Origin of the sequence: Streptomyces sp. NPDC049813 (assembly GCF_044465085.1) — a bacterium.
Lineage (GTDB): Bacteria > Actinomycetota > Actinomycetes > Streptomycetales > Streptomycetaceae > Streptomyces.
Genome location: NZ_JBITLI010000004.1, coordinates 514,021 through 527,562 on the forward strand (window position 1 = coordinate 514,021; position 13,542 = coordinate 527,562).

The 13,542-nt window shown below is 71.6% G+C and carries 7 protein-coding genes and 1 pseudogene; 2 read left to right on the forward strand and 6 right to left on the reverse strand.

Translation table 11 applies throughout. From position 1 onward, the window contains the following. The first annotated feature begins 109 nt into the window (after positions 1-109). Positions 110-514 (forward strand): VOC family protein, encoded by a 405-nt coding sequence (locus ACIBW6_RS12710; RefSeq protein ID WP_399059249.1) that lies wholly within the window; start codon positions 110-112, stop codon positions 512-514. Between the two features lie 11 nt (positions 515-525). On the opposite strand, the pseudogene ACIBW6_RS12715 reads toward ACIBW6_RS12710, so the two are convergent. The 5 genes and pseudogenes from ACIBW6_RS12715 to ACIBW6_RS12735 all read right to left on the reverse strand — a co-directional run. Then, a pseudogene (locus tag ACIBW6_RS12715) lies at positions 526-2,058 on the reverse strand (hypothetical protein); the annotation flags it as partial. Further along, positions 2,042-2,845 carry a polyprenol monophosphomannose synthase gene (locus ACIBW6_RS12720; RefSeq protein WP_399059304.1) on the reverse strand — a complete coding sequence of 268 codons (804 nt, stop codon included), beginning with the start codon at positions 2,843-2,845 and terminating at the stop codon, positions 2,042-2,044. The gene ACIBW6_RS12720 and the pseudogene ACIBW6_RS12715, both read right to left, overlap by 17 nt. 261 nt (positions 2,846-3,106) lie before the next feature. After that, entirely contained in the window at positions 3,107-8,047 is a 4,941-nt protein-coding gene (locus tag ACIBW6_RS12725) for an NAD-glutamate dehydrogenase (RefSeq protein WP_399059250.1), read from the reverse strand. 539 nt (positions 8,048-8,586) lie between these two features. Then, complete coding sequence (locus ACIBW6_RS12730) at positions 8,587-9,261, reverse strand: HAD family hydrolase (RefSeq protein WP_399059252.1); 675 nt, start codon at positions 9,259-9,261, stop codon at positions 8,587-8,589. A gap of 39 nt (positions 9,262-9,300) precedes the next feature. Further along, positions 9,301-9,816, reverse strand: a complete 516-nt coding sequence (locus ACIBW6_RS12735) for a DUF6912 family protein (protein WP_399059253.1) — start codon at positions 9,814-9,816, stop codon at positions 9,301-9,303. A gap of 344 nt (positions 9,817-10,160) precedes the next feature. Here ACIBW6_RS12735 and ACIBW6_RS12740 point away from each other — a divergent pair, with 344 nt between their 5' ends. After that, on the forward strand, positions 10,161-10,586 hold the full coding sequence (locus tag ACIBW6_RS12740; RefSeq protein WP_399059254.1) for an Rv3235 family protein: 426 nt from the start codon (positions 10,161-10,163) through the stop codon (positions 10,584-10,586). Positions 10,587-10,688: 102 nt separating this feature from the next. On the opposite strand, the gene secA is transcribed toward ACIBW6_RS12740, so the two are convergent. Next, entirely contained in the window at positions 10,689-13,499 is a 2,811-nt protein-coding gene (gene secA, locus ACIBW6_RS12745) for a preprotein translocase subunit SecA (protein WP_399059255.1), read from the reverse strand. Positions 13,500-13,542: the final 43 nt, after the last annotated feature.

The window sequence follows — 13,542 nt, forward strand, 5'->3', positions numbered from 1 at the left end:
ATACCGGACCGATTCTGTCCGCTATCTCTCCTAGCCTGCGCAGCACGGCACCCGCACGACCGCGGGCCGGTCCGCACACCGCACGTACCCGCACCCCGAGGAGCGCTCCATGGACTTCGTCTCGATCCGCATCATCACCGCCGACGTCGCGCGGCTCGTCGCGTTCTACGAGCGGGTCACCGGGGTCCGGGCCGCGTGGGCCACCGAGGACTTCGCCGAACTCGCCACGCCCACCGCCACGCTCGCCGTCGCGGGCACCCGCACCGTCCCGCTGTTCGCCCCGGGCTCCGCGCACCCGGCGCGGAACCAGAGCGTGATCACCGAGTTCCTCGTCGACGACGTGGACCGCGTGCACCGGGAGCTGACCGGCGCCGGCTGCCTGACCGACCCCGTCGCCGGACCCACCACCATGCCCTGGGGCAACCGGTCGCTGCTCCTCCGCGACCCGGACGGCAACCTCGTCAACGTCTTCACCCCGGTGACGGCGGCGGCCGTCGCGAAGTTCGCGCGCTGACCCGGTCCGGCGGGCACGCGGTACAGGAACTGTCCCCGCGGGCCCGTGGCGACGCGCTCCAGCGGCAGCCCGGGGGCGCCGGGGTAGGCCACCACCCACCGCACCCCGTACGCCCGCAGCACCGCCGCCCGCGCGGCGTCCGAGGCGTCCGGCGCGAAGTACGTCCGCACCGCCGCGGCCCGCTCGTCCTCGTCGGCCAGGAAGAAGTCCGGGTAGCCGGGGGCCACCGTGTACGCGCCGTACGCCGGGATCTGCCGCGCGGGCCAGGTGTCGGCCAGCACCACGTCCCCGTACCGCACCCACGGCGTGATCCAGTGGTAGTCCTTCCACGGCTCGCGGTACTTGGCGGCGACCGCGGGCGGCAGCGCCGAGCGCGGCAGCACGTACCCCAGCGTCCCCGCCTGGGTCCACGCCCCCAGCACCAGCGCCGCGGCGAGCACCGCGCCGAGGCCCGCCCGGACCGCGGGGCGCGGCGCGCGGAACACCTCCAGGGCCGCGGCGGCCTGCGCGGGGATCAGCACCGCGGGCAGCACCCTGCCCCACGACCAGTGCCCGCTCAGCCCGCCCGCCGCGAAGACCACGGCTCCGAGCAGGCAGAACAGCACCAGCGGATCGCGCCGGTCGCGCCGCGCGCGCAGCACCAGCGCCGCGCCGCCGACGAGGGCCACCAGCCAGTAGCGGCCCGCCGGTTGCCGGTAGAGCGAGCGGTGGATCTCCTCCAGGCCACCGGCGCCGAACAGCCCGAAGAAGGAGTAGTACGGCCACACGGCCACCAGGACCAGGCCCAGCACGAGCCCCGCGCCGAGCCGCACCCACGCCGCCCGCCCGGGCCAGGGGCGCGCGCCGAGCACCATCGCCGCCGCGCCCAGCGAGGCGACCACGCCGGTGAACTGGTGGCTGAGCAGGATCACCGCCCACAGCACCCCGGCCCCGAGGTACTGCGGCCAGGAGACCGCCCGGCGCAGCAGCGCCCACAGCCAGAAGGAGGCGCCGAGGGCGAACGTGCTGGGGTAGGAGACCGTCAGGGCCAGGGAGTTGAGCCCGAGGAAGCCGCTCCACTCGAACAGCGTCGTGCCCCACAGCAGCGTCAGGGTGAGCAGCACCAGCGCGGTCACGGCGGACCGCCGCCCCCAGCCGCCGCTCCGGCGGCCGCTCTCCCGCGGGCTGCTCTCCCGCGGGCCGCCGTCACGCGGGCCGCCGTCACGCGGGCCGCCCGTCAGGAACGTGCCGGTGAACGCCCACACCCCCGTGACCAGCACCACCAGCGACACCAGCGCCGCGATCCGCAGCACCACGAAGACGCCGATCCCGGTCACCTTCGCGAGGCAGCCGAGCAGCAGCGTCCAGGGCGAGTAGTACGGGCTCGGGGCGTCGGCCGCGACCAGGGGGTCGCCGGGGTCGAGCAGGTCGTGGCGCAGGCGCTCGACGGTGGCCGCGTGGATGCCGAGGTCGCCGGCCCACGGCAGCCGCACGACGACGGCGACCAGCAGGACGAGGAGCAGCAGGGCCGCGACCCGCGCCAGGGCGCTAGCGGCGGCGCGCACGGTTGGCGCGCAGCTTCCAGGGCATGGCGACGGACTCCAGCTGGACCATCAGGTTCATCTTGGACTCGCCGACGGTGCGGTCCTCGAAGTGGATCGGCACCTCCATCACCCCGTAACCGCGGCGCAGCGCCCGGTACTTCATCTCGACCTGGAAGCTGTAGCCCGCGCTGTCCACGGAGGCGAGGTCGATGGCGCGCAGCGCGTCCTCGCGCCAGAGGTTGAAGCCGCCGGTGATGTCGCGGACCCGGGTGCCGAGGATGGTGCCCGCGTACGCGTTCGCCCAGCGGGAGAGGAGGCGGCGGTGGGCGCCCCAGGCCTCGGAGAGGGTGCCGCCCTGGACGTAGCGGCTGCCGAGGGTGACCGCGGCGCCGGTGGAGAGCGCGACGCCCAGCAGCTCCGGGACCTTCGCGACGGGGTGGCTGCCGTCGGCGTCCATCTGCAGGACGTACCGCGCGCCGTCGGCGACGGCCTGCTGCATGCCCGCCGCGTATGCCCGGCCGAGCCCCTCCTTGCCCGCCCGGTGCAGGACGCCCATCCGCTCGGGGCCGAACCGGCGGACGTGCTCCTCGGCGATCTCGCCGGTGCCGTCGGGGCTGGAGTCGTCGACGACCAGCAGGCGCAGGCCCGGCAGCTCCAGGGCCATCAGCGCCTCGGCCATTCCGGGCAGGTTCCCCGCCTCGTTGTAGGTCGGCATGACGACGGTCAGCGGCGTCGCGGCCCAGTCGGCGGGCAGCGCCACCGGGCGCCCTTCGGGCCGCGCACCCGGCCCGGACGGCTTCGACGACATCGACGGCATCGGCTCTCCCTGCATCTGTCGGACGACCAGTCAGGCAATCAAGCTCACTTTAGACGTATTGCCCGATTTATTGGTGTATGGCGCATCACGGGCGGCGCACTGGGGCTGCGGCGGAGCCGCATGCCCCCTCAGGGGCGCGGGGAACTGCGCGACCAGCCACAACGGTGCCGCAGTCGAAAACGTTCGGGGGGCGCCCCGGGCCGGAACACATCCAACCCGGGGCGCCCCCGGCAACGCACCTTCAGCAAAGCCTCACGAATGCGCGCGCAGCAGCGTCCGCATCGTCCGCATGGCCACCGAGAGATTCGCCAGGTCGAACGCGTCCGACCCCTGGATCTCCTCCAGGGTGGTGCGCGCCCGCCCCAGGATCGGCGCGTTCTTCTCCTCCCACGCCTTGAACCGCTGCTCCGGCGTCGACTCCCCGTTCCCCGCGGCCAGCACGTCGGCCGTCAGCGCGGCGTGCGCCGCGTACAGGTCCTCACGGATCGACGCGCGCGCCATCGACTGCCAGCGGTCGGCCCGCGGCAGTTCGATGATGCGGTCCATCAGCTGCGTGATGGCGAGCCGGTCCGCGAGGTCGTAGTACACCTCGGCGACGGCCAGCGCGCTCTTGTCCGTCCGGTCGGCGATCTGCACGATGTCGAGCGTCGGGAACGCCGAGGAGAACCCGGCGACCCGCGCGGCCAGCTCCTGCGGCACCCCGGCCCCGGTCAGCTCGTCCCGGATCGACTGGTACCACTCGGCGTCGGCGCCCCGCAGCATCTGCGGCATGGCGGCCCACACCTCGGCGACGCCGTCCTGGAAGAACGAGATCGTCTCGGCCAGCTGGAGCGGCTGCGGGCGGTTGTTGAGCAGCCACCGCGTGCCGCGCTCGACCAGCCGGCGCGAGTGCAGCCGGATCCGGGTCTGGACGTCGGCGGCGACGACATTGTCGAGCGCCTCCACCGCGTCCCACACCCCGCCGAGCCCGAAGATCTCCCGGGCCGCGAGCTGCGCCCGCACGATCTCCTCAAGGGAGGCGCCGGTCTCCTCGCGCAGCCGGTGCAGGAAGGTCGAACCGCCGGTGTTCACCGTGTCGTTGACCAGCACCGTCGTGATGATCTCGCGGCGCAGCGCGTGCGCGTCGATCGCGTCGGCGTACTTCTCGCGCAGCTCCTGCGGGAAGTAGGCGTGCAGCAGTCCGCGCAGGTACGCGTCGTCGGGCAGGCTCGTGTGGACGAGCTCCTCGGCGGCCGTGATCTTCGTGTAGGCGAGCAGCACGGCCAGCTCGGGCTGGCTCAGCCCGCGCCCGGAGTTGAGCAGCTCCTTGATCTGCCGGTCGTTGGGCAGGAACTCCAGGGACCGGTCGAGGTGGCCCTGCTTGCCGAGCCGGCGCATGAAGCGCTGGTGGGCGTGGAGCAGCGAGGAGGACTGGGCCTCGGCGTTGGCCAGCGCCACGTTCTGCGCGTAGTTGTTGCGCAGCACCAGGTGCCCGACCTCGTCGGTCATCGCGGCGAGCAGCTTGTTGCGCTGCTTCACCGTCAGGTCGCCGTCCGACACCAGGCCGTTGAGCAGGACCTTGATGTTGACCTCGACGTCGGAGGTGTTGACGCCCGCGCTGTTGTCGATGGCGTCGGTGTTGACCTTGCCGCCGGTCCGGGCGAACTCGATGCGGCCCAGCTGGGTCGCGCCGAGGTTGCCGCCCTCGCCGATGACGCGGGCCCGCACGTCCTGGCCGTCGACGCGGATGGCGTCGTTGGCCTTGTCGCCGACGTCCGTGTTCGACTCCGCCGAGGACTTGACGTACGTGCCGATGCCGCCGTTCCACAGCAGGTCGACGGGGGCCTGGAGGATGGCCTTCATCAGCTCGGCCGGCGTCATCTTCGCCTGCCGGGACTCGATGCCGAGCGCCTCGCGGATGTGGTTGTTGAGCTGGATCGCCTTGGCGGAGCGCGGGAAGACGCCGCCGCCCTGCGAGATCAGCGCCTTGTCGTAGTCGGCCCACGACGAGCGCGGCAGCTCGAACATGCGGCGCCGCTCGGCGTACGAGGTGGCCGCGTCCGGCTTCGGGTCGATGAAGATGTGCCGGTGGTCGAAGGCGGCGACCAGCCGGATGTGCTCGCTCAGCAGCATGCCGTTGCCGAACACGTCGCCGGACATGTCGCCGACGCCGACGACCGTGAAGTCCTCGGACTGCGTGTCGACGCCCAGCTCGCGGAAGTGCCGCTCGACGGACTCCCAGGCGCCGCGCGCGGTGATGCCCATGGCCTTGTGGTCGTAGCCGGCCGAGCCGCCGGAGGCGAAGGCGTCGCCGAGCCAGAAGTCGTAGGCGCCCGCCACCTCGTTGGCGATGTCGGAGAAGGTCGCCGTGCCCTTGTCGGCCGCGACCACGAGGTAGGTGTCGTCCTCGTCGTGGCGCACCACGTCGCTGGGCGGCACGACCTCGCCCCCCACGAGGTTGTCGGTGATGTCGAGCAGCGCCGAGATGAACGTCTTGTAGCTGCGGATGCCCTCGGCCATCCACGCGTCCCGGTCCACGGCCGGGTCGGGCAGCTGCTTGGCGACGAAGCCGCCCTTGGCGCCGACCGGCACGATGACGGTGTTCTTCACCATCTGCGCCTTGACCAGGCCGAGGATCTCGGTACGGAAGTCCTCGCGCCGGTCCGACCAGCGCAGACCGCCGCGCGCGACCTTGCCGAAGCGCAGGTGCACGCCCTCGACGCGCGGCGAGTACACCCAGATCTCGTACGCGGGCCGCGGCGCGGGCAGGTCGGGGATGGCCTGCGGGTCGAACTTCATGGAGACGTACGCGTGCGGCTCGCCGTCCTGCGCCCGCTGGAAGAAGTTCGTGCGCAGCGTCGCCTTGATGACGGTGAGGAAGGAGCGCAGGATGCGGTCCTCGTCGAGCGAGGCCACCTGGTCCAGGGCGCCGTCGACCTCTTCGAGCAGCCCGTCGATCAGCTCGGTCCCGGCGCGCTGGCGCTCCGGCGACATCCGCGCCTCGAAGAGGGAGACGAGCAGCCGGGTGGTGTGCACGTTCGTGTGGAGGGTGTCCTCCATGTAGTCCTGGCTGAACGTGGAGCCCGCCTGGCGCAGGTACTTGGCGTAGGCGCGCAGCACCATCGCCTGCCGCCAGTCGAGGCCGGCCCGCAGCACCAGGGCGTTGAAGCCGTCGTTCTCGGCGCGCCCGGTCCAGGTCGCGGCGAACGCCTCCTGGAACCGCTCGCGGCCGTCGGCCCCGAGGTCGTCCCCGCCGCCGCCCGCGGACCTGGGCAGCCGCAGACCGAAGTCGTAGATCCACGCGGTCGTGCGGTCACTGCACCGCAGCTCGTACGGGCGCTCGTCGGTGACCTCGACGCCCAGGCGCTGCAGGACGGGCAGGACCGCGGAGAGCGAGACGGGCGCGCCGGTCCGGTAGATCTTGAAGCGGCGCTCGCCGGCGGCCGCGCCCACCGGCTCGTACAGGGAGAGCGCGAAGTCCTTGCCGCCCTGCTTGAGCTGCTCCAGGTGGACCAGGTCGGCGACGGCCGCGCGCGGCGAGTGGTCGGCCTTGTACCCCTCGGGGATGGAGGTGGCGTAGCGGCGCAGCAGTTCGGCGGCGCGCTCCTCGCCGCACTCGGCGTTCAGCGCCTCGCCGAAGCCGTCGGCCCAGGAGCGGGCGGCCTCCACGAGCCGGGCCTCGATGCGGTCCTTGTCGGCGTCCGAGAGCCGCGGCAGCTCGGTGCCCGGCGGGACACGGACGACGAAGTGCAGCCGGGAGAGGATCGACTCGGTGTTCCAGGCGGTGAAGTCGACGTTCGTGCCGCCCAGTTCCTCCTTGAGGATGTCGATGATCCGCAGCCGCACGCCAGTGGTGTAGCGGTCGCGCGGCAGGTAGACGAGCGCCGAGTAGTAGCGCCCGTACTCGTCCTTGCGCAGGTAGAGCCGCAGGCGGCGGCGCTCCTGGAGGTAGAGGACCGAGGTGACGATGGAGCGCAGCTCGTCGGCCGGGGTCTGGAACAGCTCGTCGCGCGGGTAGGTCTCCATGATCTGGAGCAGGTCGCGGCCGTCGTGGCTGGCGGGCGAGAAGCCCGCGCCCTTGAGGACCTCGGCGACCTTGCGGCGCACGACGGGGACGCGGCGCACGGACTCGGTGTACGCGGCGGAGGAGAAGAGGCCGAGGAAGCGGCGCTCGCCGACCACGTTCCCCTGCTCGTCAAACTTCTTCACGCCGACGTAGTCGAGGTAGCTGGGCCGGTGCACGGTGGCGCGGCTGTTGGCCTTGGTCAGCACCAGCAGGCGGTGCTCGCGGGCCTTGGCGCGGGCGTCGGCCGGCAGCCGGTTGAAGGAGGGCGAGACCGGGTGGTGGTCCTCGCCCTCGTGCGGCGGGTCGGCACGCAGGATGCCGAGACCGGTGCCGGGCACGGCGGCCAGCGAGTCGTCGTCGGTGAGGGTGTACTCGCGGTAGCCGAGGAAGGTGAAGTGGTCGGCGGAGAGCCAGCGCAGCAGCTCGCGGGCCTCTTCGACCTCCTGCTCGTCCAGGTCCCCGGCGAGGGGCTCGCGGGGCAGCTCGTCGGCGATGCGCAGCGACGCGTCGCGCATCTTCTCCCAGTCCTCGACGCACTCGCGCACGTCGGACAGGACACGCAGCAGGTCGGCGGTGATCTGCTTGAGGTCGGCGCGGTCGGTCTCGCGGTCCGTCTCGACGTGGATCCACGACTCGGTGAGCACGTCGTGGCCCCCGGCGGAGGCACCGGCCGGCAGCACTTCGAGGAGCTTGCCGGTCACGTCGCGGCGGACGACGACCTGCGGGTGGATGACGACGTGGATGCCGCGGCCCTGGCGGGACAGCTCGTTGGTGACGGAGTCCACCAGGAACGGCATGTCGTCGGTGACCACCTCGACGACGGAGTGGCTGGAGGTCCAGCCGTTCTCCTCGACGGTCGGCGTGTGGACCCTGACGTTGGCGGTGCCCTGCGGCCGGTCCTGCGCGAGCCGGTAGTGCGAGTACGCGGCTCCGAAGACGTCGTCCGGGTCGCGGGCGTCCAGGTCTTCGGGGGCCGTGTGGAGGTAGTAGCGCTTGAGGAACGCGAGCACGGTCTCATGGTCCATCGGGCCTGGTGAGCCCTGGTCCGTCGCCCCAGTCGGTAGGTGCCCCCCTACCGGGCTGTTCTCAGCTACCCGGGCGGCCCGTGCGAGCAGCTCGGCTTTGGCTTCGTCCAGCTTGGTCTGCATTGTCCTCTGGCTCCTGTCGCGCGCCATTGCGTGACGTAGACGTGACGATCATGAATCGTTCGACATATCGCCGCGACGCGGGGTGTCCGGTCTGGCTCGACGTTATGCCGGAATGGGAGAAGAGCGGACGAAAATGCGCCATGTTCAACGAACTGGCCATCCGCCGGAAATGATCAGCGGCTGCGCGCCGGGCACGGTCACTGTGGCGACCCGTGTTCTCCCGGCGCGGGCAGGGGGCGACGATGCCCCCGCGAGCTATCGCGCTGATCACGGGACCAGGCTATCGCTCCCCACCGGGGACCCGTCATGAGCCGTATGTGTACAAAACAAGTGGTCGAACTTTGACACTTCGCACAGAACACCGGTCGTCCAGCGCCCTCTTGCCGCGACGACGGGCCGCCACCGCGCCGCAGCCGGCGGCGCGGGCCGGCCCGCCGCACGGGCGCGGTGTGACCAACGGCACCCGGAATCCCTGACGGCGGCGGGCCGCTCCCCGCCCGGCCCCGGGGCCGGAAAGAGCCCCGGGGCCGACGGAGCTTTCAGGCCGCGGCCACGATCCGCTCGGCCTCCCGCACCGCCTCCGCCAGGGTGTCGACCACCGGGGCGCCGACGCCCTCCAGGCTGGCCCGGCCGTGCGATCCGCCCGTGTAGAGCACGGCCCGCGCCCCGACTCCCAGCGCGGCGACGGCATCGTCCGCGGCGTCCCCGATGACCACGGTCCGCTCGGGCGCGACCCCGCGCAGCGCGCGCAGGTGCCGCACCATGTGCTCCGCCTTGCTGCCGCCCGAGGGCCCGGTCCGCCCGTCGATCCGCACGAACCGCGACGTGATCCCCAACTGCTTGACCAGCGGCACCAGTTGCTCGTGCTCGTACATGCTCAGGATGGACTGGCTGCGCCCGGCGTCCTGCCATCCGGCGAGCAGCGACTCGACGCCGTCGGCCAGTCGGCAGGCCGCGGAGTGCTGCGCGTAGTGCCGGTGGAAGGCCTCGTCCATCACGTCCCACTCGGCCGCCGTGGGCAGCCGCCCCATCAGCCGCTCGTAGAACTTGGGCACCGGCACGCAGTACAGCGCGCGGTACCGCTCCAGCGTGATCGGAGCGAGGCCGATCTCCTCGAAGGCCGCGTTGGTGGCCCGGATGATGGCGTCGTTGTCGTGGAACAGGGTCCCGTTCCAGTCCCAGACGATGTGCGCCGCGGCTATGTGCTTCCCCATGCGCCGAAAATACCCCCCGCGCCGCGGGCTGCCACGGCCCTATTCGCCGCGGCCCACCAGGTTCGCGATCTCCTGCGTGGCGAACCACAGCAGCTCGTGGTCCTCGGCGCCGTCCACCACGAACTGCGCGTCGTCGTCGCCGTGGTCGGCGGCGCCGAGCGCGGCCGCGGCGGCGGTGACGTCGGCCTCGGCCTCGTCGGCGTCCACATGTACGGCGGCGGCCTTGGCCAGCGGCACGGCCTCGCGCACGGACACCTCGCCGAGCGCGGTCGGGTCGAGCCCGGTGCCCGGGTCCACGGCGGCGGCCCGGTCCGGCACGTCGACGGCGACGACGACCCGGCGCCGCGCGGCGCCGGGCTCCCCGGCGAGCAGCCGCAGCGAGGCCAGCGCGGCGCGGTTGAGCGCCGCGTACTCCAGCTCCTCGATGTCGTCCGACAGGTACCACTCGCGCAGCGCCGGGGTGACGGCGTAGGCGGTCAGCGGCGCGGGTCCCAGCTCGCCGGCCTCGTACGCCTCTGCGAGTCGGGGCAGGGACAGAGGAACGTACACGCGCATGGCCGGCCGCTTTCGTCGTCTTGTCGTCTTCGGGCTTCTGAGACCTCTGACGGTCTCCGAGACCTCTGGGGGTCTCTGGGGTCTCTGGGGGCTCCAGGATACGGGCGGGAGTCCCCCTTCGGGCTGCGGGCCGCTCCTGGCGCCCACGTCAAGGGCGGTTCGCCCGGTCACCCGCGGCGCCCGCCCCGCAGCGCGCCCGCCCCCGGCCCCGTCACCCGGATCAGTGAACGCGGCGCCGCCGCCGGGCCGGGCCGCGCCTGCCTTGCGCGGGCTTCTCGGGGCGCCGTAGAAGGTCCCCCACAGAGTTACTCACTGGTATCCGGAGGCGCGCAGTGCAGAAGGTGATGACCAGGCGGGGTCCGCGAGGCACCACCCGGCCCCCGTCCCGCCGGGACTCCCGCCGCCCCGCCGAGCGCCGGGTCCCGCCGCAGGCGCCGCCCCACCCGACCGAGCTCTTCACGCAGCGGCTCCTGCTGGTGCTGTGCGGCCACAAGCCCCCGCACTGGCTGGCCCGGCACACGGCCGACCGGGCCTACGACGACCTGCTGTGGCTGGTGGCCCGCCGCCCGCTCGGCACCGGCGGCCGGCGCCCCACGATCCACCGCATCGGCCACTTCGAACCCTCCGACGGCACCTTCGAGGTCTTCGCCCGCATCACCGCGGGCACCCGGCTGCACGCCCTCGCCTTCCGCCTGCACCTCTCCCGCGACGACCGGTGGCGCGTCACCGCGGTCGAGCTCGACGGCCGCCCGCCCCGCGAGCGCGGCTGAGCGGGAAGACGAGACCCGCGCCGCCGCGGGCGCGGCCGAGCGGGTGGCCGCGCAACGCGAAGGGCCGGGCACCCCGTGCCCGGCCCTTCTCACGAACGATCGTCACTTCTTGCGGCGACGGCCCTTCGACTGCTTCCTGCGCTCGGCCCGCGTCAGGCCGTCCGACTCGGAGCGCGCCGGGCCGTCCTCGGTGACGAAGTCACCCTCGTCGACCCCGCCCTCCGCGTTCGGCGCCTGGAAGTGCAGGCGGTCCGGCCGCTGCGGGGCGTCCAGGCCCTTGGCGCGGATCTCCGGACGCGAACCGGCCTGCGCCGGGACCACGTCCTCCTTGTCGAGCGAGGTGACGGGCGCGGCGTCCTCGACCGGGACCTCCTCGACCTGCTGCTCGACCTGGACCTCCAGGTTGAACAGGTAGCCGACGGACTCCTCCTTGATGCCCTCCATCATGGCGGTGAACATGTCGAAGCCCTCGCGCTGGTACTCGACCAGCGGGTCCTTCTGCGCCATGGCGCGCAGGCCGATGCCCTCCTGGAGGTAGTCCATCTCGTAGAGGTGCTCGCGCCACTTGCGGTCGAGCACGGAGAGCACGACCCGGCGCTCCAGCTCACGCATGATCTCGGAGCCGAGCTGCTCCTCGCGCTGCTCGTACTGCGCGTGGATGTCGTCCTTGACGGCCTCGGCGATGAACTCGGCGGTCAGACCGGCGCGGTCACCGGCCTCCTCCTCCAGCTCCTCCACCGTGACCTTGATCGGGTAGAGCTGCTTGAAGGCGCCCCACAGCCGGTCGAGGTCCCACTCCTCGGCGAAGCCCTCGGCGGTCTCGGCGCCGATGTAGGCGTCGATGGTGTCGTCCATGAAGTGCTGCACCTGCTCGTGCAGGTCCTCGCCCTCCAGGACGCGGCGGCGCTCGCCGTAGATCACCTCGCGCTGGCGGTTGAGCACCTCGTCGTACTTCAGGACGTTCTTACGCGTCTCGAAGTTCTGCTGCTCGACCTGCGACTGCGCGGAGGCGATGGCCCGGGTCACCATCTTGTTCTCGATCGGCACGTCGTCCGGCACGTTCGCCATCGACATGACGCGCTCGACCATCTGCGCCTTGAACAGGCGCATCAGGTCGTCGCCGAGCGAGAGGTAGAACCGCGACTCGCCGGGGTCGCCCTGACGGCCGGAACGACCGCGCAGCTGGTTGTCGATACGGCGCGACTCGTGGCGCTCGGTGCCGAGCACGTAGAGCCCGCCCAGCTCCTTGACCTCTTCGAACTCCGCCTTGACGGCCTGCTCGGCCTTCTCCAGGGCGGCGGGCAGGGCCGCGGCCCACTCCTCGACGTGCTCGACGGGGTCCAGACCCGCCTGGCGCAGCTCGGCCTCGGCCAGGTCGTCCGGGTTGCCGCCGAGCTTGATGTCGGTACCGCGGCCCGCCATGTTCGTCGCGACGGTCACGGCGCCCTTGCGGCCCGCCTGGGCGACGATCGTCGCCTCCCGGTCGTGCTGCTTGGCGTTCAGCACTTCGTGCTGGACGCCGCGCTTGGAGAGCTGCTGCGAGAGGTACTCGGACTTCTCGACCGACGTCGTGCCGACGAGGATCGGCTGACCCTTCTCGTGCTTCTCCGCGATGTCGTCGACGACCGCGTCGAACTTGGCGACCTCGGTGCGGTAGATCAGGTCGGCCTGGTCCTTGCGGACCATCGGCTTGTTCGTCGGGATCGGGACGACGCCGAGCTTGTAGATCTGGTGGAACTCGGCGGCCTCGGTCATCGCCGTACCGGTCATGCCGGAGAGCTTGTCGTAGAGGCGGAAGAAGTTCTGCAGGGTGATCGTGGCGAGGGTCTGGTTCTCGTCCTTGATGTCCACCCCTTCCTTCGCCTCGATCGCCTGGTGCATGCCCTCGTTGTAGCGGCGGCCGGCGAGGATACGGCCGGTGTGCTCGTCGACGATCATGACTTCGCCGTCGATGACGACGTAGTCCTTGTCCTTCTTGAACAGCTCCTTGGCCTTGATCGCGTTGTTCAGGTACCCGACCAGCGGGGTGTTCACCGACTCGTAGAGATTGTCGATGCCCAGCCAGTCCTCGACCTTGGCAACGCCCGGCTCGTGGATGGCGACGGTGCGCTTCTTCTCGTCGACCTCGTAGTCGCCGGTCTCCTCGATGCCCTTCAGCTGGTTGCCCGCCTCGCCCTTCTTGAGGCGCGTGACGAGCTTGGCGAAGTCGCCGTACCACTTCGTGGCCTGGTCGGCGGGGCCGGAGATGATCAGCGGCGTACGGGCCTCGTCGACGAGGATGGAGTCGACCTCGTCCACCACCGCGAAGTTGTGGCCGCGCTGGACGAGCTCGTCCTGGGACCACGCCATGTTGTCGCGCAGGTAGTCGAAGCCGAACTCGTTGTTCGTGCCGTAGGTGATGTCGCAGTTGTACTGCTCGCGGCGCTGCGCCGGCGTCATGTTCGCCAGGATGCAGCCCACGGTCAGGCCCAGGAACTTGTGGACGCGGCCCATCATCTCGGAGTCGCGCTCGGCCAGGTAGTCGTTCACCGTGATCAGGTGGACGCCCTTGCCGGACAGCGCGTTCAGATACGTCGGCAACGTGCCGACCAGGGTCTTGCCCTCACCGGTCTTCATCTCGGCCACGTAGCCGAGGTGGAGCGCGGCGCCGCCCATCAGCTGCACGTCGTAGGGACGCTGGCCGAGGACGCGCCGGGCGGCCTCGCGCACGGTCGCGAAGGCCTCGGGCAGCAGGTCGTCGAGGGTCTCGCCGTCCGCGAACCGCTGCTTGTACTCATCCGTGAGGGCGCGCAGCTCGGCGTCGGAGAGGGACTCGAAGTCCTCTTCGATGGAGTTGACCTGGTCCGCGATGCGGTGCAGCTTGCGCAGGATCTTGCCTTCGCCTGCACGCATGATCTTCTGGAGGACGGACACGCGGTTGGTCTCCTTGCCGGTCGGGCCTGGCACGGTCGGTTAC

What these genes read in the sequence shown, in the direction of transcription:
- ACIBW6_RS12710 (WP_399059249.1), top strand. Translation starts at nt 110, where the DNA reads ATGGACTTCGTCTCGATCCGCATCATCACCGCCGACGTCGCGCGGCTC.
- ACIBW6_RS12735 (WP_399059253.1), bottom strand. Translation starts at nt 9,816, where the DNA reads ATGCGCGTGTACGTTCCTCTGTCCCTGCCCCGACTCGCAGAGGCGTAC.
- ACIBW6_RS12730 (WP_399059252.1), bottom strand. Translation starts at nt 9,261, where the DNA reads ATGGGGAAGCACATAGCCGCGGCGCACATCGTCTGGGACTGGAACGGG.
- ACIBW6_RS12720 (WP_399059304.1), bottom strand. Translation starts at nt 2,845, where the DNA reads ATGTCGTCGAAGCCGTCCGGGCCGGGTGCGCGGCCCGAAGGGCGCCCG.
- ACIBW6_RS12740 (WP_399059254.1), top strand. Translation starts at nt 10,161, where the DNA reads ATGACCAGGCGGGGTCCGCGAGGCACCACCCGGCCCCCGTCCCGCCGG.
- ACIBW6_RS12725 (WP_399059250.1), bottom strand. Translation starts at nt 8,047, where the DNA reads ATGCAGACCAAGCTGGACGAAGCCAAAGCCGAGCTGCTCGCACGGGCC.